This is a genomic window from Agrobacterium sp. CCNWLW155, from assembly GCF_036888815.1.
In the GTDB taxonomy this organism is placed as follows: domain Bacteria; phylum Pseudomonadota; class Alphaproteobacteria; order Rhizobiales; family Rhizobiaceae; genus Agrobacterium; species Agrobacterium radiobacter.
Map to the genome: position 1 here is coordinate 79,263 of NZ_JBAKFW010000013.1, position 20,460 is coordinate 99,722.

Consider the following 20,460-nt stretch of genomic DNA (forward strand, 5'->3'; position numbering starts at 1 on the left):
TCAGAAACAGGTGATGACGCTTCGCGCGATGGCGCCCTTCTTGAGCTCCCGATAGGCCTCGTTGATTTCGCCGATGCCGATCTCGCGAGAAATTAGGTCATCGAGATTGAAACGGCCTTGCAGGTAAAGATCGGCATACATGGGAATGTCGTGCTTGATGTTCGTGGACCCCATGAAGACCCCTTTGATGGTGCCCTGGTTGGCAATGAGATCCATCAAGGCGTCGACTTCGATCGGAGCATTGGGCTTGTGCATGCCGATCAGATAGGCGCCGCCTCCCTTGCGGAGCATCTTGATGGCTTGGTGCGTGGTTGCCTTCAGGCCGATCACCTCGAACGCGTATCCGACACCGCCGCCCGTCAGTTCTCTGACTTTTTCGACCGGGTCGCCATCGCCCGCATTCACGAAGTCGGTGGCGCCGAAACGACGCGCAAGTTCTTCCTTTGCCGGCTGCAAATCGATGGCAATGATCCGTTTTGCACCCGCAAGCTTCGCGCCGGAAATGACATTGAGGCCTACACCGCCAACCCCGATGACAGCCACTGTGTCCCCGGGCTTGACACCCGCCGTATTGATGACCGCGCCGGCTCCTGTAATGCAGCCGCAGCCGAGGATCGAGGCTTGCGGGAACGGCAATTGTTTCGGAACTTTGGCCAACTGGTTTTCGTGGACAAGGGTATACTCGGCAAAGGCGGCGGTGCCAAAAACCGATGTCACCGGGCCCCCGTCGCGGGTAAGCCGCGGCGGTTCGGTCGGAGCGCGCTGCGTTTCCTCGGGATGCGCGCATTGATAGGTGCGACCGTCCAGGCATGCCTCGCAATGTCCGCAATATTGGACCAGCGAGCCCACGACGTGATCGCCGACGGCAAACTCCCGCACATCCGGGCCGATCTCCTTGACGATCCCGGCGAGTTCATGGCCAAACACCGCGGGCAGCGGCAGGCCGAAATCCGTCTCGGCCATGTGCAGGTCGGAATGGCAAAGGCCGGACGCCTTCACTTCCACCAGAACTTCTCGGCCTTTGGGAGCATCGATTTCGATCTCCTCAACCGAGAATGTCCCGTCAATGGCATTCAATACAGCTGCTTTCACTACGTCTTCTCCTCAAATAAAATCAGTTCTCGACCGGGTGACGGTCAAAATTGCTCCGGCAACGAACCGTCCCAGAACCAGGACGGATAGAGATCTTCCACAACTGCCAGGAGCCTTTCGGGATCGCGTGGAGACGGCAATCTCAGCCAGGCATCGAAAGCCCCTGCGACACCGTGGGCGAGAAATGCCGAGTAAAGAGTGAGTGCCTTACTCACTTTTTCAGGCAGTACTGCGGGCCTGTAATGCAGGATATCCTGCATGGATTTCTCCACGTGCTCGGCAAGTACGACGCGAAGCGCGAAAATCGAAGAAGCATGCCCGATGCCATAGACGCCTTCATATCGGAGGACGTGATCGATCATGCCTTGCAGGATGCGGCGCCCTCGATCGAGCAAAGCTGAGCGATCCAGCGCCAGTGCCTCAATCATTTCTCGTCGCAACCCGTCAAGATCGGCAGAGAGCACCCGCGTCAACAACTCTATCGGCGAATTTGCATGGTTGTAGAAGGTTGCCCGGTTGATGCCTGCGCGGCGGGTCAGCTCCGCAACCGAAGCGGTAGTGATATCGCGTTCGCTCGCAAGCGCAATGACGGCTGCTGCCAACCGTGCCCTGGTGCGTTCGAAACGCACGTCCTCCGCTGGCGCATCGGCGCTGGGCGGCTTTCCATCTAACACGTTCATTGTGACCATTCTACATAAACGACACCTGTTGTTTAGATAGAAGTATGTCACTTAATTGATCCGTGTCAAGGACTGAGTTCGTCTTCCAAAACCGGGAACCGTCTACGCAGGGAGATCAGTGCACGGCGAGTTTCGTTTCGACTTACACCCCTATGCCGCGTGAGCGCGAAGACCTTGGAGCCGATCTCGGAGGGTGAACGCTTCAGATCGAACCCGGAGTGTTGCCGGAACCTGCCCGAATGTGATTCCCGCCAGCGCGTTCGGCTCATCTCAAAGCTGCGTTTCCACGCGTCAGCGAATCTATTGGGTCTCCACGTTCGCTCTGGCACCACATCATTGGAATGGTCATGGTGATAGGCACCGCCAGCGGAGACCTCCCCCGCCAGTCCGAAATTCGTTCTAAGCGATTTTTGGCATGAGTTGTTCGAGGCCGCCCTAAGCATCACCATGGAACATGCGGGTATTGTCTTTGTAGAGCAGTGGGATCTCGATGCCGGAATAGCAGGTTCCCTGGCCGCGCTTGGAGAAGATGACGAGCTTGGACACCACATTTCCAGCACCGGCATGCCGGTGATGAAATACATCACAGGAGCGGCCGGCCCATCGCGACGAACTGCTGTTCAGTTCCCAGCAAGGCCATTTTCGCCGATGTCCGAGGGCCCGAACCGCGGAGCTCGCTTCTCCAGGAAGGCGCTCATGCCCTCGCGTTGGTCGGCGCTTCCAAACAGGCGGTGGAACAGGACCCGCTCGAACTTCAGTCCCTCCGTAAGCGGCAGTTCTTCGGCGCGCATCACCGCGTCTCGCGCGTCGCGAACTGCAGTCCGCGAGTGAGAAGCGATCGTCTTGGCGGCTTCCATAGCGACGGCAAGAACCTCGTCATCGGGCACGACGCGAGCGACGAGCCCGGCCTGTAGTGCCTCGGCTGCGTCCATCATCCTCCCGGTAAGATGCATGTCCATCGACCGTGCCCGGCCGATCAGTCGAGTCATGCGTTGAGTGCCACCCATGCCCGCAATGACCCCGATCCTCACCTCCGGCTGACCGAACCTGGCGGAGGTACCCGCGATGGCGAAATCGCACATCATCACCAGTTCGCACCCGCCCCCAAGAGCGAAGCCGCGCACAGCCGCAATCTTCGGTGTCCTGCACCGGGTGAAGCGCTCCCATTCTGCGAAATAGTCGGCCTCTATCATCTCGGCGGCTGTCTTTTGCGACAATTCCGCAATGTCGGCACCCGCGGCAAAGGCTCTTTCGGATCCCGTCAGAACTATGGCGCCGATCGCCCTGTCTCGCTCCAGATCCTCGACCGCCGAGATGATCTCTTTCGCGAGCGTCGCATTCAATGCGTTCAGCTGCTTAGGCCGGTTCAAGCGTACGATCGCAACGCCGTCCTCGCGGCTCGTTTCTATAGCTTCGTACATTCGAGCATCCGATCGCATAGTTGATTGAAAACACCGCCGATGCAAACATCTGAGCAGTGGGAGTTGCACAAGAGGTTCATGCTCCGAGCGTGGCAAACAATTCCCGCGCTATGACCAGGCGTTGCACTTCGCTCGTCCCTTCGTAAATCTGGCAGACGCGAACGTCTCGGTAGATCCGCTCGACTTCATAGTCCGTGAGGTAACCGTAGCCACCATGGATTTGGATTGCTGCGGAGCAGACCTCTTCCGCCATTTCGGAGGCAAAGAGTTTTGCCATCGACGCCTCCTTCAAGCAGGATCTACCTTCTTCCTTGAGAGCTGCGGCATGCAAAACCATCTGTCTTGCGACCTCGACCTGGGTTGCCATATCGGCGAGCTTGAACGCGATCGCCTGTTGTTCTGCGATCGCCTTGCCGAACGCCTTCCTTTCCTCCGCGTACCGCCGCGCCGCGTCAAGTGCGGCGCGGGCCATTCCAACCGCCTGGGATGCGATACCTATCCGTCCGCCTTCGAGGTTCGACAGCGCAATCTTGTAGCCTTCTCCCTCCGCTCCGAGGAGGTTTTCTGCGGGAACGCGCATCGCGTTGAATGCAAGGCCGCAGGTATCTGACGAATGCTGTCCTAGCTTTCGCTCCACCGAAATCACTTCGTAGCCGGGGGTGTTCGTCGGCACGATGAAAGCCGAGATTCCCTTCTTGCCTGCAGCCGGGTCGGTCAGTGCAAAGACGATCATCACCTGGCCGTTCTTGCCTGAGGTGATGAACTGTTTCATCCCGTCGATCACATAGAAATCCCCTTTCCGCTTTGCGCGCGTCACCAGGGCCGATGCGTCCGATCCGGCCTGCGGCTCCGTGAGCGCAAACCCGCCAATCCAGTCGCCCCGCGCCATCGGCGGAAGGAACCTTCTTTTCTGCTCGTCGGTGCCATAGCGCAGGATGGGCATACAAGCGACGGAACTGTGCACCGAGACGATGGTAGAGCATGCGCCGTCGCAGGCGGCGATTTCCTCCAGAGCAAGCGCGTAGGATACCATGCCCACGTCCGACCCGCCGTACTCTTCGGGCAGCAGCATGCCAAGGAAGCCGAGTTCGCCCATGCCGGCCAGTTCAGCTCTTGGAAAGGCCCCGTGCTCGTCGCGCTTTGCAGCTCCCGGCTTCAGCCGTTCCGAAGCAAATGCGCGTGCTGCCTCCCGTACCTGTTCCTGAGTCTCGGTCAGCAGCATCAGGACATGATCTCGATAGCCATCGCGGTGGCCTCGCCCCCGCCGATGCAAAGCGAAGCGACGCCCCGCCTCAAACCATAGGTCTTGAGCGCCGAGAGCAGTGTGACGAGGACCCGCGCGCCTGAAGCGCCTATCGGATGTCCCAAGGCACATGCTCCACCATGGACATTCAGCTTGTCCTCGGGAATGTCGAGGTCTCTCAAGGCGGCCATCGCAACGACAGCGAATGCCTCGTTGATTTCGAAGAGGTCGACGTCAGCGAGGTCCCAGCCGGTCTTTTCTGCAAGCTTCCGCATCGCGCCTATCGGCGCAGTGGCGAACCGCTCCGGGCGATCAGCGTGGGTCGTGTGCCCGACGATCCTTGCCAGAGGAATAAGAGCACGCCTTTCGGCTTCGGAAGTGCGCATCAGTACGAGTGCTGCAGCGCCATCGGAAATCGAAGACGAATTGGCCGCCGTAATCGTCCCACCTTCGCGGAAAGCAGGTTTGAGCGTGGGGATCTTGTCTGGTCGAGCTCTGGCCGGTGTCTCGTCGGAAAAGATCGAGACCGGGGTCTTTCCCTTCGTCGTGACCGCAGTTATCTCGGATGCGAACCGCCCTTCGGCAACAGCTTTTTGAGCCTTGGTCAGGGAGGATAGTGCGAATGCGTCCTGGGCGTCTCGCGTAAACTGATAGCCTTCCGCCACGTCCTCGGCGAAACTGCCCATCGTCCGCCCCTTGTCGTAGGCGTCCTCAAGGCCATCGAGGAACATGTGGTCCAGTATATGACCGTGGCCCATCCGGTAGCCGCCACGCGCCTTGGCAAGCAGGTAAGGAGCATTGGACATGCTTTCCATCCCGCCGGCGACCACCACCTTGGCGCTTTCAGCGAACAGCAGATCGTGAGCAAGCATCGCCGCCTTCATGCCTGATCCGCATACCTTGTTGATGGCGGACGCACCGACGGAAAGGGGAAGCCCGGCGCCAAGTGCTGCCTGGCGTGCAGGCGCCTGTCCCTGCCCCGCAGGCAGGACGCAGCCCATCAGCACTTCCTCCACCGCGTCCTTCGCTAGTCCTGCCCGACCAACAGCGGCGGAAATTGCAGCCGAACCGAGTTCAGTTCCCGCAAGCGAAGAGATGTCGCCCTGGAACGCTCCAAGCGGTGTGCGCGCCATCCCGACGATCACTATTGGATCCTGTATAGCCATTTTTGTTCCTCTCGAAATTACCGCGGAGCCATGCGAAGCGCTCCGTCCAATCGGATTACCTCGCCGTTCAACATCTGGTTCTCGATGATGTGGCGGACCAGTGCCGCGTATTCTTCCGGCGCGCCCAGCCGCGGAGGGAACGGCACTGAGGCGCCAAGCGCATCTTGAACTTCCTGCGGCATGCCCTCCATCATCGGTGTCCTGAAGATGCCCGGAGCGATGGTCGCTACGCGGATGCCGTAACGTGCGAGTTCTCTGGCGGCAGGCAGGGTCATGGCCGCGACGGCGCCCTTGGACGCTGCGTAGGCGGCTTGACCTATCTGACCGTCGAAGGCCGCTATGGACGCTGTATTGATGATGACGCCGCGCTCGCCGCCGTCACCTGGCTCCTGCTTCGACATCGCATTGGACGCGAGCCGGAGCATGTTGAATGTCCCGACCACGTTGATGGATACCGTGCGGGCAAAGCTCTCGAGCCGATGCGGACCTTCACGGCCGACGATCTTCTCGCCGGGTGCTACGCCGGCGCAGTTCACCAGGCCGTCAATACGACCGAAGACGTCGAGGGCGGCTGCGATCGCAGCGTGACCATCTGCCTCGTTCGCAACGTCTGCCCTGTGAAACAGGGCAGCTTCTCCGAGAGTCCGCGCCCTGGCTTCTCCGCTTTCCGAGTTGATGTCGAGTAGCAGAACCTTGCCGCCATGGCCGGCTATCATGCCGGCGACGGACGCTCCCAGCCCGGATCCCGCCCCGGTCACAAGAAACACGCGGTTTTCGATCTTCATCCTGGAACCTTCTGATTGTCGGTGAGCTTGGCTATCTCAGCATTGCGCAGGATGAACCTCTGCAGTTTTCCGCTCGAAGTCTTCGGTAGTTCTGCGACGAACTCGACGGCGCGCGGATAGGCATGTGCAGACAACCGTGCCCGCACATGGAGACGGAGCTCCTCGGCGAGTTCCGGGGTGCCTTCACATCCCTGAGCGAGCACCACGAAGGCCTTGACGATCTCGGTCCGTTCGGGATCCGGCACACCGACGACAGCCGATTCCACGACAGCCGAGTGCTCCAGCAACGCGCTTTCCACGTCGAACGGACCGATGCGGTACCCGGACGAGGTTATCACATCGTCGGAGCGTCCGATGAAGCTGAACGAGCCGTCCGGCTCGATCTCGACCGTGTCACCTGTCCGGTAGTAGCCCCCCGCGAGCGCCGGTGTCTCCTGCTGATGATAACCCCCGAACCACAGAAGCGGCGATTTTTCCACGTCGATGGAAAGCACCCCCGGTTGGTTCGGCCCAAGCTCCCGGCCATCATCGTCCAGCACCACCACACGATAGCCGGGCATCGGAAAGCCGGCAGAGCCCGGACGTACAGGATGCTCGAGCCCGTGGTGATTGTTGACCACCATCCCGAGCTCCGTCTGGCCGTAATGGTCATGGATAGGTGCGTTGATGACTTGGTCGAACCATCGGATCACTTCGGGATTTAGCGGTTCGCCTGCGCTGCTGACAACGCGTAGCCTTCCCTGAATACACTGAACCTTCTGTGTGCCCGCCGCCATCAACAGGCGGAATGCTGTCGGCGACCCTGCAAGACTGGTCACGCCAATTCGCTCTACCGTCTCACACAGGCTGTCGGCACTGAATGCCGCCTCGACGAAGGTCGTTGCCTGGCCGACCAGCAGCGGACCGATCGCCCCGTAATAAAGGCCATAGGCCCAACCGGGATCGGCAATATTCCAAAAGACGTCGTCGCTTTGCAGGCCGATGCCGTGGTGCATGTAGGAAGCGAACGCAAGAAGCGCACGGTTAGGAACGGGAACACCTTTCGGGAGTCCCGTAGTGCCCGATGTCGACATCATCAACATCAGGTCGTCTCCCGTTCTCATCACCGGTGGAAACGTATGGGGAACCTCCGAGATCGCCCTGTGGAAATCTATGTCGCCCTCAGGAAGCCTTCCCGGTGATGCTATTGTGGCAACCGGTGGAAGATTGGCGATCTCGGTCAGCTTCTCACGTTGCACACTATTGGTCACCAGAAACCGCGTGCCGGCAGTCTTTAGTCGATGCTCGATCGCCTTTGGTCCAAAAGCCGTGAATAAGGGCTGGTAGGCCGCTCCGACACGCCACGCAGCCAGGATTGTTACGAGCAACTCAGGGGTTCGGGGCAGAAGCGCCGCAACGACATCGCCTGGACCGACGCCTGCACGGCGCAGAACATGGGCAAAGCGAGCCGACATATCTCTCAACTGCTCGAAGGTGAGCTCGCTGAACTCTCCCCCGGCGCCGAGGAAGCGCAGCGCGACGCGACCTTGTCCGCAATGACGGTCACAGCATTCCACGGCCGGATTGAGATTGGACAGGTCACCGCTGAGGACGGAAATCCTGTCCTCGATGCGGAAGGCCTGGACCGCATCCTCATACTTGGCTTTGACCGGTCTACGAGTCTGAAATGAAGCGTTCATAGTCTCTCCTCCCTCACCAACTCGTCTCCCCCCGAGACAACCGACTAGCCGAATTTAGTTTAAGCGGGATTGCAAACAATGACATCTCGTTGCAGAAATGCTGATCGATTTTGCCATAGGGGTAGAATGCATGGAACGCAGGATGATCCTGCCGGGATTTGTGGAAGATGCCTTGGGTAGCCTCTACGAAGCTGGAATCGATGTCGCTCCGCTATTGGCTGCTGCGGGACTTCCGGAGAGCGTTACTGAACCTGTGTCAAACACCAGCTACGGGCGGTTGTGGTGGCTGATCGCAGAGACGATGCAGGATGAGTTCTTTGGCTTGGCAGCGCGTCCGATGCGTCCGGGCAGCTACGAGATGCTGTGTCACTGCGTATTGCACACGAAGACGCTCGAGCAGGCGCTGAAGCGCGCCCTGACCTATCTGTCGCTCGTACTTGACAATCCTCGTGGCGAGTTAACGGTGATCGGAGGCGAGGCAAAAATCGTCCTTTCGGCCGCCACAGGCCCGCGAACGGCCTTTGCCTACAGGACATTCTGGCTGATCCTGATGGGGGTCGCATGCTGGCTCGTTGGAAGGCGCCTTCCTTTGAAGCAGCTTCGCTTTTCTTGTGCCGCCCCTGTGCATCGCGACGACTACCGCCAGTTCTTCGGTGCCCCCGTGCATTTCGACGCGGAGGAGACTTCGCTTGTTTTCGACGCTGCGCACCTCGATCTTCCCGTGGTACGGGACGAGCCCGCCTTGAAGATCTTCCTCCGAGACGCACCCGCCAACATCCTCGTGAGGTACCGGCATGACGGTGGCGTAACGGAACGGATCCGACAGAAGCTCGGCGCGCTGTCGCCCGAGGAGTGGCCACATTTCGACAATCTGGCCCGAGACCTCCGTCTCGCGCCTGCCACCCTTCGCCGACGGCTGCGTGCAGAGGGCCAGACATATTCAAGTATCAAGGACGAACTGCGGACGGGGCTGGCCAGAAAACTGCTCGATAGCCAGGAGATGACAATCTCGGAGATTGCCGCCGAACTCGGCTACAGCGAACCAAGCGCCTTTTATCGCGCCTTCAAGAAATGGTCGGGGGGCAGTCCGCGCAGTCGAGGCGACAGACCGTAGGCTGCAAACGCTCCTCTGGCATCGAGCCGTCTGACGAAACATCCCTCCGATCCCCAGTCTCTTCGGCGGCAGCAATCACATTGCCTGTTCCAGTCACCAACGAAGGTGAAGGAGCACGCCTCATCGTTCAACGATGATCTTGGCAACCAGCTCAGCGGCATTCTGAACTCCGAGCTTACGCATGATGGACGCGCGATGGACTTCCACCGTGCGGTGGGAGATGCCCAGCTCGTTTGCAATTTCCTTACTCGTCAGACCATTCACGATACGGTGCGTTATCTCTCGTTCCTTGGTCGTAAGCAGGGCGGCGCTGGGCCGCTCCTTGTCGATGAGCTCGAAGATCCAGACGATCAGCTTGAAGGGCTCTTCCGGTGTCAGAGTTCGACCTCGTGCCCTCATCCAGACGATCCTGCCGTCGCGACGTTTCATGAATCGTTCATCTTCGTACAGTGGCTGATTTTCCAGCCAGCGGTGCCATCTTTCGCCTGTCTTCTCGAAGTCCACACTGGATGGGTAAAGTACACGTATTGACTGGCCCTCGATGTCCTCGGCGGTCCAGCCGAAGAGGCTCCCGATGGCTTGGTTCGCCTTCAGGATACGCCTGTTGCTGAGCAGCATGATGCCCACGGGCGCCTCCCTGAAGGCCGTGGCGACAAGGTCTCCCTCGGTCATGTCGAGTTCGGTCATTGATCCTCCGTCACTGCGTCCGTTCATCCCTAACGAGCGATGCATAATAGGTAATAGCTACGTATAAATCTACGTGTTTTCACCGATAGCGCTGGACCCTGTTCTTAACCACAATTGCTCCTTGGAGGAGAACAGACATGACAAGATCATTTCCAAGTAGCAGCGCGGTCTTCCGATCGATATGCACTCACGATGGCCCGATCACTGCTGACCGGGATGCCACATCACCCCTGCAAGGTTTTCTCACCGCCCAGCGCTGACCATCCCTCGGGTGCCGATATCCCACATGAATTGGACCGATGTCGACGGCTGCCGAGGCGGTTATGACTCTACAGCCCGTTGCGAAAACTGCGCGAGCCGGCGTTGCGTACACCCGTGCCCAGCGAACGACCACTTGTGCCACAAGGATCCAGGAACGGAATGACAGAATTCATACTCGAGACCCGCGGAATTTCGAAGAGCTTTGGTGGCTTCAAAGCCGTTGATGATGTGCATCTTCGCGTCAAACGCGGCACCATTCACGCGCTCATCGGCCCAAACGGCGCCGGTAAGACGACGTGCTTCAATCTGCTGACCAGGTTCCTGTCCGTCACTGCCGGTACGATCCTTTACAACGGACGGGACATCACTTCGCTGAAACCCGCGGACGTGGCGAAGCTGGGTCTGGTGAGATCCTTCCAGATCTCGGCGGTGTTCCCTCACCTGTCGGTCCTGGAAAACGTTCGTCTGGCATTACAGCAACGCAGAGGCCGCTCCTTCGACTTTTGGCGCTCAGGAACCGTTCTCAAGCAGTATGACGATAGGGCGCTGCAGCTTATAGAGGATGTCGGTCTTACGACCTATTTGGGAACCGCCGCAGGAGAGCTGTCTTACGGGCGCAAGCGGGCGCTGGAGATTGCCACAACCCTGGCGATGGACCCGGAGATGATGCTCCTGGACGAACCGACGGCCGGAATGACTCATCAGGACGTTGACCTGATCGTGAACCTGATCAGGCGGGTGGCACCCGGCCGGACGATTCTGATGGTCGAACACAACCTGAAGGTCGTCGAGGGACTGTGCGACACCATAACCGTCCTGACACGGGGACGGGTCCTCGCCGAGGGCGACTATCGCGCCGTCTCCCAGAAGCCGGAAGTCATCGCTGCTTATCTGGGAACCGAACCACAGATTTCGGGAGCTGCTGTCCATGCTTAATGTTGAAAGCGCCACATCAGGCACCCTCCACAAACTCCAGTTCACGGTCCCTCCCTCGCTTGAGGTCTCCGGGCTGAACGCCTGGTACGGCGAAAGCCATGTCCTCCATGGAGTCGACTTCCACGTGCGCGAAGGCGAGGTTGTAACGTTGCTCGGCCGAAACGGCGCCGGAAAGACGACGACGCTCAGAGCTATAATGGGTCTTGTAGGCAGACGCTCCGGCAGCGTGCTCTACAAGGGCAGGCAGCTCGTCCAGGCAAGGAGCGACCACATCGCCCGAGCAGGTATCGCGCTTTGCCCGGAAGAGAGAGGCATCTTTTCAAGCCTCACGGTAACGGAGAACCTGATGCTTCCACCGGCGATTGGCCCCGATGGGATGTCCCTACCGGAAATCTACGAGTTGTTCCCGAACCTAAAGGAACGTTCTGCAAGCGCTGGCACCAAGCTCTCCGGCGGAGAGCAGCAGATGCTTGCGATCGCGCGTATTCTGAGGACCGGAGCGAAGTTCCTGTTGCTCGACGAGCCGACGGAGGGGTTGGCTCCTGTGATCGTCCAGCAGATCGCCGCTACAATCCGGGAGATCAGGGCGAGAGGCTGTACAGTCCTTCTGGTGGAGCAGAACTTCCGTTTCGCCCAGACGCTGGCAGACCGGCACTATGTCATGGAGCACGGTCGCGTGGTGGATCTGCTGACATCCCAGGATCTTGCCGTTTCGACGGCACGCCTGGAAGCATATCTCGGCGTTTAGGCGCCACAACGACTTCAAGAGGAGGAGAAGCCCAATGACTATCAGCAGACGCAACATCCTGAAAGCCGCCGCAGCGGCGGCAGCCGCGCCCACACTCGGCGCCATGCTGGCTAGGCCCGGCTACGCACAAGGCGCGACCATCAAGATCGGCGTCATGAACGACCAGTCGGGTGCATATCGTGACCTGTCAGGCCCCGGTTCCGTTCAGGCAGTCCGTGCCGCTATTGCGGAGATGCAGGACAAGGGCATCTCTATCGAGGTGGTGTCGGCTGACCATCAGAACAAGCCCGACGTCGGCTCGACCATCGCACGGCAGTGGTTCGACAGGGACGGCGTGGACGTGATCGTGGACGTCCCGACCTCTTCGGTGGCGCTCGCCGTTGCCAACATAGCCAAGGAGAAGAACAGGGTCTACGTCAATTCGGGAGGCGCCGTATCCGACCTGACAGGAAAGGCATGCAGCCCGAACACCGTCCACTGGACCTATGATACCTGGATGCTCGCCCACTCAACGGGCGGCGCCCTCGTCAGGGCCGGAGGCGACACCTGGTTCTTCGTCACCGCCGATTACGCCTTCGGGCACTCCATGGAACGGGATGCGGGTTCATTCATCGCGCAGCAGGGCGGCAAGGTCGTCGGAAGTGTCCGCACTCCTTTCCCCGGAACGACCGACTTCTCGTCCTATCTCCTCCAGGCGCAGCAAAGCCGTGCCAAGGTGATTGGCCTCGTCAACGCCGGAACAGACACGGTCAACAGCATCAAGCAAGCGGCGGAATTCGGGATTGGCCGTCGCGGAAGCAAACTGGCTGCCATGCTCGTCTTCCTTTCCGACGTTCATTCTCTGGGTCTGGAAGCCGCGCAGGGTCTCGTTCTTTCCGAAACGTTCTACTGGGACCTGAACGACAGGACGCGGGCCGTTAGCAGCCGCATCGGCGACATCGACGGCAACAGAAAGCCGACCATGGTGCAGGCTGGATGTTATGCGGGGGTTCTCCATTACCTGAAGGCCGTGAGCGATCTCGGTGTGCCCCAGGCAAAGGCGGACGGAAGAGCAGTCGTTGAGCGCATGAAGGCCATGCCTACCAACGACGACGCGTTCGGTGAAGGAAAAATCCGGCCCGATGGCCGAAAAATCCATCCGGTCTACCTGTTCGAGGTCAAGAAGCCGGAGGAAAGCCGCGGCGCCTTCGACTACTACAAGCTGATCGGCACCACTCCGGCGGAGGAGGCATTCCGTCCGATGAACGAAGGCGGTTGCGAAATGGTGCGCGGCTGACCGGATGTAATTCCGGAGCAAGGAAATTAGCTGATGCTTGAAGAAATTCTTTTTCAAATGGAAATGGCGGGGCCCCAGATCGTTCTGGGGCTCGTGAACGGAGCGTTCTATGCGCTGCTGTCGCTGGGGCTTGCCGTCATCTTCGGCATGCTGAACGTCATCAATTTCGCCCATGGCTCGTTCTTCATGGCAGGGGCCTTCGTTGCCTGGATGCTATCGAACTGGCTTGGAGTCGGATATTGGTCCGCCCTTGTTGTCGCCCCGATCGTGGTCGGAGCGGTGGGTGTGGTGATCGAACGGACGATGATCAGCAGACTCTACAAACTTGATCATCTGTATGGCCTCCTCCTGACCTTCGGACTGGCCCTCATCATCGAGGGCCTCTTCAGGAACCAGTTTGGCTCGTCGGGAATGCCTTATGCGCAGCCGCCTGTCTTCCAGGGCCGCCCGATCGATCTGGGGTTCATGGTCCTTCCCATGTACCGGGCGTGGGTCGTCGTTGCCGCCCTCTTGACGTGCATTGCGACTTGGTTCGTCATCGAAAGGACGCGCCTCGGATCGTATCTCAGGGCAGCAACGGAAAACGCTCCGTTGGTTCAGGCGTTCGGCATCAATGTCCCTCGGATGGTCACTCTCACATATGCCGCAGGGGTTGCACTCGCCGCGTTCGCGGGCGTCCTTGCGGCGCCCATATACTCCGTGAACCCCAATATGGGCTCGAACTTCATCATCGTCGTCTTCGCGGTGGTTGTGATCGGGGGGATGGGCTCGATATTTGGATCGGTCGCAACAGGGTTTGCTCTTGGTCTATTGGAGGGTGTGGCGAAGGTCGTATGGCCTGAAGCCTCCGCCACCGTGATCTTCCTTGTAATGGCAATTGTCCTGCTTGCACGGCCTGCAGGTCTATTTGGAAGGGCCTGACATGACGGCAACAGCAACACGTATCAATCTCGTCGAGACGCACGGGTCGCGCCGCGGGATTCTTGATTTCACGCTTCCCCAGACCGTTGCATGTCTGGCTCTGGTCGCAGCGGTAGCTGTCGCACCTATGGTGCTCTATCCTCTGTTCCTGATGAAGGTAATGTGCTTCGGGCTTTTTGCCCTGGCATTCAATCTCCTCATAGGCCATGTCGGCCTCCTCTCCTTCGGCCACGCGGCATTTTTCGGCATGGGGTCCTATGTGACCGCCTATGCGAGCAAGACTCTGGGTCTCCCGCCGGAAGCTTCCATTGTCTTGGGAGGCGCCGTCGGCGCGCTGCTCGGGCTGGCCGTCGGCAGCCTGGCCATCCGCAGGTCGGGCATCTACTTCGCCATGATCACACTGGCCTTGGCGCAGATGGTGTACTTCTTCTGTCTCCAGGCTCCGTTCACAGGTGGAGAAGATGGCATCCAGCAGGTCCCGAGAGGGAGCCTTCTCGGGATCATCTCTGTCGCTGACGACACGGTCATGTACTGGCTGGTAGCTGTGGTCTTTCTCGGTGGCCTGATCTTCGTGCAGCGTGTCGTGACGTCGCCGTTCGGGGAGATCCTCCGAGGGATCCGGGAGAACGAGGACAGGATGGTCTCTCTGGGGTACCGCGTCAGCGACTACAAGCTCATCGCTTTTGTGCTGTCGGCGGGGCTGTCCGGCGTGGCAGGAGGAATGAAGAGCCTTGTATTCGGGATCGCCACGCTCACCGACGTCCATTGGACCATGTCCGGGGAGGTGATCCTCATGAACCTTGTCGGCGGCCTTGGAACGGTCTTCGGTCCTGTTGTCGGAGCCGGCATACTGGTGGCGATGCAGAACTACTTTGCCCAGTTCGGAGCGTGGGTGACGGTGATACAGGGGGTTATTTTTGTCGCGTGCGTTCTGGCGTTCCGCTCAGGCGTCATAGGTGAGTTGGCCAAACGGCTGAAGGTCACGCTCTAGGGCGCATCGCGACCTTCTCCCAACCAGGAGCGTCGCCCTCCGTAAGGATGTGGCGGCGTTCTTCTTTTATGAACTGGCACCGCCCTGTCGGAGCACGTCGGTGGTTCTTAGCAGTACGTAGTCATTACGTAGATATCTACGTAGTTACCCTGATGGCTTCAAGGTCCCGGCAGTGGCAGGTTTCCCCAAGGAGGACTTCATCCATGAAATCTGAAATCTATGTCATAGGCGCAGGGCATACCAGGTTCGGCCGACTGGAGCAGTCGTTCGAAGAACTCGTCGTGGACGCAACTCGGCAAGCGGTGACCGATTCCGGTGTCGGGCCAGAGGATATCGACGCGATATGCCTTGGTCATTTCAACTCAGGGCTCATACCGGACGGCTTTGCATCCTCCCTGGTTCTCCAGGCATTTCCCGAGATGCGCTTCAAGCCGGCGACACGGTTTGAAAACGCCTGCGCTTCGGGAGCCGCTGCAGCCTTCAACGGCATGAATCTAATCCACGCTGGAAAGGCCCGGAACGTACTTGTTGTGGGCGCCGAGAAAATGACCCATCGCTCGACGGAGGACGTCACCAGATCGCTGGGCGGCGCCGGCTACCAGAACCATGTCGATGAGGCGGGACTGAGTTTTCCGCAGGTTTTTGCAATTGCCGCGCGCTCCTACACGGAGCGATACGGAAGCCCGTTGGACACGATGGCGCGCATTGCGTCCAAGAACCACGTCAACGCCATGAAGAACCCTCTGGCGCAGATGCACAAGCCGTTCACCTATGACTTCTGCAACGAGATCAGCGAGAAGAACCCGCTGATCACTCCTCCTCTCCGTTTGACGGACTGCTCGCTGGTGACTGACGGTGCGGCCGCTGTGGTGATCTCTTCCGGCGACGCTGCTGCGTCTGCCGCAAGAAGAGTAAGGATCGCCGGCGCTGAGCACGTGTCGGACTTCCTTCCCATGCACCGCCGTGACTTCATAGGCTTCGAGGGTCCAGCAAGAGCGATTGCGTCGGCCTACGCACAAGCCGGGATTACGCTCGAGGATCTGAATTTCGCCGAGGTGCATGACTGTTTCACGATAGCTGAATTGTTGATCTACGAGGCTATGGGCTTTTCTGAAAAAGGAAAAGGCTCGCGGGCGATCGAGGAAGGCATCGTGTCCGCTGAGGGCAAGACTCCGGTCAATCTGTCCGGTGGTCTCAAGGCGAAGGGTCATCCGGTCGGCGCTACAGGCGTCTCGATGCTCGCTCTGTCTTACCGGCAGCTTACCAATCAGGCTGGCGAGATGCAGAAGACTGGTGCGACCTTCGGACTAGCGTTCAACATGGGCGGCGCGGCGGTGGCGAACTATGCGACGATCCTTCAAGCTGATCGTGCCTGAGGTAAAGATATGAACATTGCAAATTGGCTCGACCAAACCTCCCGGAGCTGGCCTAATCGGGACGCGGTCCTCCTGGGTGCGGACCTAGTCCACACATATTCTTCATTGCGGCAGGCAGTCTGCGATAGGGCAGCGGATCTCACCCGACGGTTCAACATTCAGAAGGGCGATAGGGTCGCCATCTTTGCCAAGAACTGCCCGGAGTACTTCGACGTCCTCCACGCCTGCTGGTGGATCGGCGCCGTTGTGGTGCCGGTAAACTGCAAGCTCCACAAGAACGAAGCCGAGTGGATCGCGGACAACTCAGCGGCCAAGGTGGTCTACACCGACACAGGATCTGTGTTCGCCCACGGCAAAGGCTTCCAGGAAGCTCGCATATCGGAGCGCCCCCTTCCTTCGGCAGAACCGTCCGCGCCGATCGTCCTCGACGACAGCAGCCTGGCCTGGCTGTTCTACACATCCGGCACGACGGGTAAGCCGAAAGGCGTCATGCTCAGTCACGGGAACCTCCGCAGCATGTCGCTCTGCTACATGGCCAACGTTGATCCCGCGTATGCAACAGACACCGTACTCTACGCCGCCCCAATCTCCCACGGCGCCGGGCTGTACATGTTGCCACATTTTCGCGCGGGCGGTGCCCATCTGGTGCCCGTCTCGCGGGGCTTCGACTGCGACGAAATCATCGACCTCTCCCTGTCACGCGGAAACCTGGTTTTCTTTGCTGCGCCAACGATGGTGAAGAGGCTGGTCTCCGCTTCGAAGAAGCGCGGCCACCAGGGCGACGGTATCCGAACCATCGTGTATGGTGGAGGCCCCATGTACCTCAACGACATCGATGAAGCGCTGGAGGCCTACGGTCCGAGGTTCGCCCAGATCTACGGTCAGGGGGAAACTCCGATGACAATTTCTTCCCTGTCGCGCGAACTGGTAGCAGACACGTCCCACCCTAGCTGGCGGGACAGGAGAGTATCCGTAGGCGTTGCGGCAAGTTCAATCGAGATCGAGATCCAGGATCCTGATGGCACTGCACTGCCGCCCGGCCAAACGGGGGAGATCTGCGTCCGTGGACCGACAGTCATGCTCGGATACTGGGAAAATCCGGGCGCCACTGCTGAAGCCATCCGAGACGGATGGTTGCGGACTGGCGACCTGGGCCGGCAGGACGAGGACGGCTTCCTCTACCTCACGGACCGGTCGAAAGACGTCATTATCTCCGGTGGGACCAACATATATCCGAGGGAGGTCGAAGAGGCCATCCTCTCCCATCCTGCAGTCTATGAGGTGGCAGTCGTGGGAGAATTCGAACCGGAGTGGGGAGAACAGGTCGTCGCCCACATCGTAGCAGTTCCCGGGAAAACCGTCTCGGGGCCGGACCTCGATGTCTGGTGCAAAGAGCAGATTGCCTCCTTCAAGCGCCCCAAGAAGTATGTCTTCCACAGAGAGCTTCCCAAGAATGGTTACGGCAAGATACTGAAGACCGAGCTGAGGCAGACGACTGCCCTGGTGGAAAATCAGGAACCACATCCCCACAGTCATCAATCGCGGGAGAGCCCTGCCCACGTTGTCCGTGGACGGGACAGCGTATTATCCGCGCACCTGGAAGCACTGAATCGGGAGGAGACGGAATGAGCAACCCCAACCAGATGGAAGGCAGGATAGCGCTCGTGACCGGCGGCGCGTCGGGTATCGGCGCCGCCACGGCCGCTTTACTGGCCCGGCGGGGTGCGACGGTCGTCATTGCGGACCTCAACATTGAAGAGGATACCCGAGCAGGTAAACCAGTAGGCCTCAAGATCGACGTAGCGGAGAGTCCGTCCGTAGAAATTGCGGTCGATAAAATAATCAACGCGTATGGCCGCCTCGACTGCGTCGTCCACAGCGCCGGCATCGCGCGGACCGTGCCGTTCTTCGACACGACCCTCGAGCAGTTCGACCAGATAATGAGGGTCAATGTCCGCGGCACGTTCGTGGTGGGCCAGATCGCGGCCCGTGCGATGAGAGAGACCGGGGGAGGCTCCATTGTCAACATTGGAAGCGTTTCTGGAATCCTTGGCAGTGCTTTGCGTATCGCGTACGGCACGTCCAAGGCCGCGGTCCACCATCTGACGAAGGTGATGGCGGTTGAGCTGGGACCCTACAACATCCGCGTGAACGCGGTCGCCCCCGGACCTGTGTCAACGCCGATGACTGACGCGATGTACACGGATGCTGTTCGAAAGGAATGGACGGAAAGGATGCCGCTTGGCCATTTCGGATCTCCCGAGGACATGGCGTCGGCTGCAGTCTACCTGGTTTCGGACGAGGCGTCGTTCATCACAGGTCACGTTCTGGTCTTGGATGGAGGCTTTACCATCAAGGGTCTGAGCACGAACTCATGACGGTTGTCCCTGCCCCGGCCATCTTCTTATTCGCCCGCGCTGCAGGCCTGGCAACCGCGTAATGACCCATCACCGCGATCTACCGAAGCCGACGGTCGGTCTCATCTGACCCTAGCACTACTTTGGCAGAATGTATTTTGGCGGTCTGAAGCGGATTCTGCAGTGCGGACATCGTTCTGGGGCTGACGTTGATAGGAGGGTGTTTATGACAGCGCGTCGGATGGCTGGCAGTGTCGGTTTAGGCGGGCCGTGCCTCTTGGTTTTTTTCCCGCTTGGCCTGGTGTAGGCGCAGATGCTGCAGGAAGGAATAAGCGATCATTGTCATCAGCGCGTGTCGATGCAGACCTTGCCATGATCGGCCTTCGAAGTGATCGAGGCCGAGTTCTTCTTTCATTTGTTGATGCGCCTGCTCGCAGACCCATCGGGCTTTGATGGCAGCTGCCAGCTGCTTTAACGTTGCTTCGGCCGGCAGATTGGAGAGATAGTATTTGCGTTCGTCGTTCGAGCGCCATTCGCCCACCAGCCACGCCTCTTCGCCCGGCATATGCTGCTGTCCCTTGTCGAGGATACGTTGCGGACTACCATCAGCGATCCGAATGCGGAGCGCAGCAAAGCGCGCTGTCAGGCGACCTTTCGTGCCGCGACGCCAACTGACCTTCTTCCAGGAGGATGCTTCCAGGATCGTTTCGGCCGCCATCGACAGGGTGTCGGGGATCGAATGCTTGCGCGGCCTGCCATGACCGGAAACCGGAAAAATCAGGGCGACATCATGGGGGTAGACCTTTTGATGTTTGGGAATACCGACAGCCCATGTGAGGCCGCGTGCACTCAGCCCCTGGCGAAACGCGGCCGATAAACCATAGCCGGCATCGGCGAGCACGGTGCCAAACCGCACCCCCGCCGCAATCAGCCTGTCGATCTCGTCGAGCGCGATCGTCGGCTTGGTGCGGGATATCGCATCTCCTCGGGGACACCAGCCTTCACCATCCGATCCTGATTACTGGTCCAGCTTTCCGGCAAGAACAGTCGCAGACCAACCGGAACGGGAACCTCATCGCGTGCAAGCGTCAGCGATTGTTGATTTCCGCGCAGAAGTGAGCCGGTTTTTCCACCGAGAAGTGAGCCACCTCTGAGTATGGTTTTCTGATCAGGTTTTGGTCAAGGGCTTGGCTTTTCTCCTCTCTTGTGTGCTGCGGCGGCGGAACTGGCTTTGAAGCGGAAGCTGTCGTTTCCTGTTTCCAGGATATGGCAACGATGGGTCAGGCGATCGAGGAGCGCGGTGGTCATTTTGGCATCGCCGAAGACAGATGCCCATTCGCTGAAACTCAGGTTGGTGGTGATGACGACGCTGGTCCGTTCATAAAGCTTGCTCAGCAGGTGGAAGAGCAATGCTCCACCTGAGGCGCTGAATGGCAGATATCCAAGCTCGTCGAGGATGACCAGGTCAAGACGGACCAGGGTCTCGGCGATTTGTCCCGCCTTCCCCTTGGCCTTTTCCTGCTCAAGCGCATTGACCAGTTCGATCGTCGAGAAGAAGCGAACTTTTCTGCGATGATGCTCGATGGCCTGGATGCCGAGGGCTGTCGCGACATGGGTTTTGCCTGTTCCTGGGCCGCCGACAAGCACGACATTGTGCGCTCCATCCATGAACTCACATCGATGCAATTGCCGCACTGTCGCTTCGTTGATCTCGCTGGCGGCGAAGT

At 59.4% G+C, this 20,460-nt stretch carries 18 protein-coding genes and 2 pseudogenes; 9 read left to right on the forward strand and 11 right to left on the reverse strand.

Features of this window, described 5'->3' with window-relative positions; genetic code table 11:
• From V6S97_RS25175 to V6S97_RS25210, 8 genes and pseudogenes are all read right to left on the reverse strand, one after another.
• Window positions 1-1,092 carry a Zn-dependent alcohol dehydrogenase gene (locus V6S97_RS25175; RefSeq protein WP_334427916.1) on the reverse strand — a complete coding sequence of 364 codons (1,092 nt, stop codon included), beginning with the start codon at window positions 1,090-1,092 and terminating at the stop codon, window positions 1-3.
• Between the two features lie 44 nt (window positions 1,093-1,136).
• Window positions 1,137-1,781, reverse strand: a complete 645-nt coding sequence (locus V6S97_RS25180; protein ID WP_334427917.1) for a TetR/AcrR family transcriptional regulator — start codon at window positions 1,779-1,781, stop codon at window positions 1,137-1,139.
• Between the two features lie 426 nt (window positions 1,782-2,207).
• Window positions 2,208-2,347: pseudogene (locus V6S97_RS25185) on the reverse strand (NAD(P)(+) transhydrogenase (Re/Si-specific) subunit beta); the annotation flags it as partial.
• 45 nt (window positions 2,348-2,392) lie between these two features.
• Complete coding sequence (locus V6S97_RS25190) at window positions 2,393-3,193, reverse strand: enoyl-CoA hydratase-related protein (protein WP_080850588.1); 801 nt, start codon at window positions 3,191-3,193, stop codon at window positions 2,393-2,395.
• Between the two features lie 76 nt (window positions 3,194-3,269).
• Window positions 3,270-4,415, reverse strand: coding sequence for an acyl-CoA dehydrogenase family protein (locus V6S97_RS25195; protein ID WP_334427918.1), 1,146 nt, complete (start codon window positions 4,413-4,415; stop codon window positions 3,270-3,272).
• Window positions 4,415-5,602 (reverse strand): acetyl-CoA C-acyltransferase, encoded by a 1,188-nt coding sequence (locus tag V6S97_RS25200; protein ID WP_334427919.1) that lies wholly within the window; start codon window positions 5,600-5,602, stop codon window positions 4,415-4,417. The genes V6S97_RS25195 and V6S97_RS25200 overlap by 1 nt, the downstream gene beginning before the upstream one ends.
• A gap of 17 nt (window positions 5,603-5,619) precedes the next feature.
• Window positions 5,620-6,387, reverse strand: coding sequence for a 3-hydroxyacyl-CoA dehydrogenase (locus tag V6S97_RS25205; RefSeq protein ID WP_080850593.1), 768 nt, complete (start codon window positions 6,385-6,387; stop codon window positions 5,620-5,622).
• Window positions 6,384-8,066 (reverse strand): AMP-binding protein, encoded by a 1,683-nt coding sequence (locus tag V6S97_RS25210; protein ID WP_334427920.1) that lies wholly within the window; start codon window positions 8,064-8,066, stop codon window positions 6,384-6,386. Before V6S97_RS25210 ends, V6S97_RS25205 begins: the two co-directional genes overlap by 4 nt.
• Window positions 8,067-8,196: 130 nt before the next feature.
• Between V6S97_RS25210 and V6S97_RS25215 the strand changes: the two genes are divergently transcribed.
• A complete protein-coding gene (locus V6S97_RS25215) occupies window positions 8,197-9,180 on the forward strand; it encodes an AraC family transcriptional regulator (RefSeq protein ID WP_080850766.1) in 984 nt (327 codons plus the stop codon).
• A gap of 120 nt (window positions 9,181-9,300) precedes the next feature.
• Here V6S97_RS25215 and V6S97_RS25220 read toward each other — a convergent pair whose 3' ends face one another.
• The gene (locus V6S97_RS25220) at window positions 9,301-9,867 is read right to left on the reverse strand and encodes a LuxR C-terminal-related transcriptional regulator (protein WP_334427921.1); all 567 of its coding nucleotides are present in this window, start codon (window positions 9,865-9,867) and stop codon (window positions 9,301-9,303) included.
• 420 nt (window positions 9,868-10,287) lie between these two features.
• Between V6S97_RS25220 and V6S97_RS25225 the strand changes: the two genes are divergently transcribed.
• The 8 genes from V6S97_RS25225 (at window position 10,288) to V6S97_RS25260 (ending at window position 18,754) form a co-directional block, all read left to right on the forward strand.
• The gene (locus tag V6S97_RS25225) at window positions 10,288-11,064 is read left to right on the forward strand and encodes an ABC transporter ATP-binding protein (RefSeq protein ID WP_080850599.1); all 777 of its coding nucleotides are present in this window, start codon (window positions 10,288-10,290) and stop codon (window positions 11,062-11,064) included.
• Window positions 11,057-11,812 carry an ABC transporter ATP-binding protein gene (locus V6S97_RS25230; RefSeq protein ID WP_080850601.1) on the forward strand — a complete coding sequence of 252 codons (756 nt, stop codon included), beginning with the start codon at window positions 11,057-11,059 and terminating at the stop codon, window positions 11,810-11,812. The genes V6S97_RS25225 and V6S97_RS25230 overlap by 8 nt, the downstream gene beginning before the upstream one ends.
• Window positions 11,813-11,846: 34 nt before the next feature.
• Entirely contained in the window at window positions 11,847-13,088 is a 1,242-nt protein-coding gene (locus V6S97_RS25235; RefSeq protein ID WP_080850603.1) for an ABC transporter substrate-binding protein, read from the forward strand.
• 33 nt (window positions 13,089-13,121) lie between these two features.
• The gene (locus tag V6S97_RS25240) at window positions 13,122-14,009 is read left to right on the forward strand and encodes a branched-chain amino acid ABC transporter permease (RefSeq protein WP_334427922.1); all 888 of its coding nucleotides are present in this window, start codon (window positions 13,122-13,124) and stop codon (window positions 14,007-14,009) included.
• 1 nt (window position 14,010) lies between these two features.
• Window positions 14,011-15,000 (forward strand): branched-chain amino acid ABC transporter permease, encoded by a 990-nt coding sequence (locus V6S97_RS25245; RefSeq protein ID WP_223567761.1) that lies wholly within the window; start codon window positions 14,011-14,013, stop codon window positions 14,998-15,000.
• A 203-nt stretch (window positions 15,001-15,203) separates the two neighbouring features.
• The gene (locus V6S97_RS25250; protein WP_334427923.1) at window positions 15,204-16,376 is read left to right on the forward strand and encodes a thiolase domain-containing protein; all 1,173 of its coding nucleotides are present in this window, start codon (window positions 15,204-15,206) and stop codon (window positions 16,374-16,376) included.
• A 9-nt stretch (window positions 16,377-16,385) separates the two neighbouring features.
• Window positions 16,386-18,005, forward strand: a complete 1,620-nt coding sequence (locus tag V6S97_RS25255) for a class I adenylate-forming enzyme family protein (protein ID WP_334427925.1) — start codon at window positions 16,386-16,388, stop codon at window positions 18,003-18,005.
• Complete coding sequence (locus V6S97_RS25260) at window positions 18,002-18,754, forward strand: SDR family NAD(P)-dependent oxidoreductase (RefSeq protein WP_334427926.1); 753 nt, start codon at window positions 18,002-18,004, stop codon at window positions 18,752-18,754. Before V6S97_RS25255 ends, V6S97_RS25260 begins: the two co-directional genes overlap by 4 nt.
• A gap of 79 nt (window positions 18,755-18,833) precedes the next feature.
• Here V6S97_RS25260 and V6S97_RS25265 read toward each other — a convergent pair.
• Together V6S97_RS25265 and istB are read right to left on the reverse strand one after the other, a co-directional pair.
• Window positions 18,834-19,828 (reverse strand): annotated as a pseudogene (locus V6S97_RS25265) (IS701 family transposase); the annotation flags it as partial.
• 84 nt (window positions 19,829-19,912) lie between these two features.
• On the reverse strand, window positions 19,913-20,460 hold a 548-nt coding region (gene istB, locus V6S97_RS25270), incomplete at its 5' end, for an IS21-like element helper ATPase IstB (protein ID WP_334427927.1).

What these genes read in the sequence shown, in the direction of transcription:
- V6S97_RS25215 (WP_080850766.1), top strand. Translation starts at nt 8,197, where the DNA reads ATGGAACGCAGGATGATCCTGCCGGGATTTGTGGAAGATGCCTTGGGT.
- V6S97_RS25205 (WP_080850593.1), bottom strand. Translation starts at nt 6,387, where the DNA reads ATGAAGATCGAAAACCGCGTGTTTCTTGTGACCGGGGCGGGATCCGGG.
- V6S97_RS25180 (WP_334427917.1), bottom strand. Translation starts at nt 1,781, where the DNA reads ATGGTCACAATGAACGTGTTAGATGGAAAGCCGCCCAGCGCCGATGCG.
- V6S97_RS25190 (WP_080850588.1), bottom strand. Translation starts at nt 3,193, where the DNA reads ATGTACGAAGCTATAGAAACGAGCCGCGAGGACGGCGTTGCGATCGTA.
- V6S97_RS25220 (WP_334427921.1), bottom strand. Translation starts at nt 9,867, where the DNA reads ATGACCGAACTCGACATGACCGAGGGAGACCTTGTCGCCACGGCCTTC.
- V6S97_RS25240 (WP_334427922.1), top strand. Translation starts at nt 13,122, where the DNA reads ATGCTTGAAGAAATTCTTTTTCAAATGGAAATGGCGGGGCCCCAGATC.
- V6S97_RS25235 (WP_080850603.1), top strand. Translation starts at nt 11,847, where the DNA reads ATGACTATCAGCAGACGCAACATCCTGAAAGCCGCCGCAGCGGCGGCA.
- V6S97_RS25200 (WP_334427919.1), bottom strand. Translation starts at nt 5,602, where the DNA reads ATGGCTATACAGGATCCAATAGTGATCGTCGGGATGGCGCGCACACCG.
- V6S97_RS25245 (WP_223567761.1), top strand. Translation starts at nt 14,011, where the DNA reads ATGACGGCAACAGCAACACGTATCAATCTCGTCGAGACGCACGGGTCG.
- V6S97_RS25230 (WP_080850601.1), top strand. Translation starts at nt 11,057, where the DNA reads ATGCTTAATGTTGAAAGCGCCACATCAGGCACCCTCCACAAACTCCAG.
- V6S97_RS25195 (WP_334427918.1), bottom strand. Translation starts at nt 4,415, where the DNA reads ATGCTGCTGACCGAGACTCAGGAACAGGTACGGGAGGCAGCACGCGCA.
- V6S97_RS25255 (WP_334427925.1), top strand. Translation starts at nt 16,386, where the DNA reads ATGAACATTGCAAATTGGCTCGACCAAACCTCCCGGAGCTGGCCTAAT.
- V6S97_RS25210 (WP_334427920.1), bottom strand. Translation starts at nt 8,066, where the DNA reads ATGAACGCTTCATTTCAGACTCGTAGACCGGTCAAAGCCAAGTATGAG.
- V6S97_RS25225 (WP_080850599.1), top strand. Translation starts at nt 10,288, where the DNA reads ATGACAGAATTCATACTCGAGACCCGCGGAATTTCGAAGAGCTTTGGT.
- V6S97_RS25260 (WP_334427926.1), top strand. Translation starts at nt 18,002, where the DNA reads ATGAGCAACCCCAACCAGATGGAAGGCAGGATAGCGCTCGTGACCGGC.
- V6S97_RS25250 (WP_334427923.1), top strand. Translation starts at nt 15,204, where the DNA reads ATGAAATCTGAAATCTATGTCATAGGCGCAGGGCATACCAGGTTCGGC.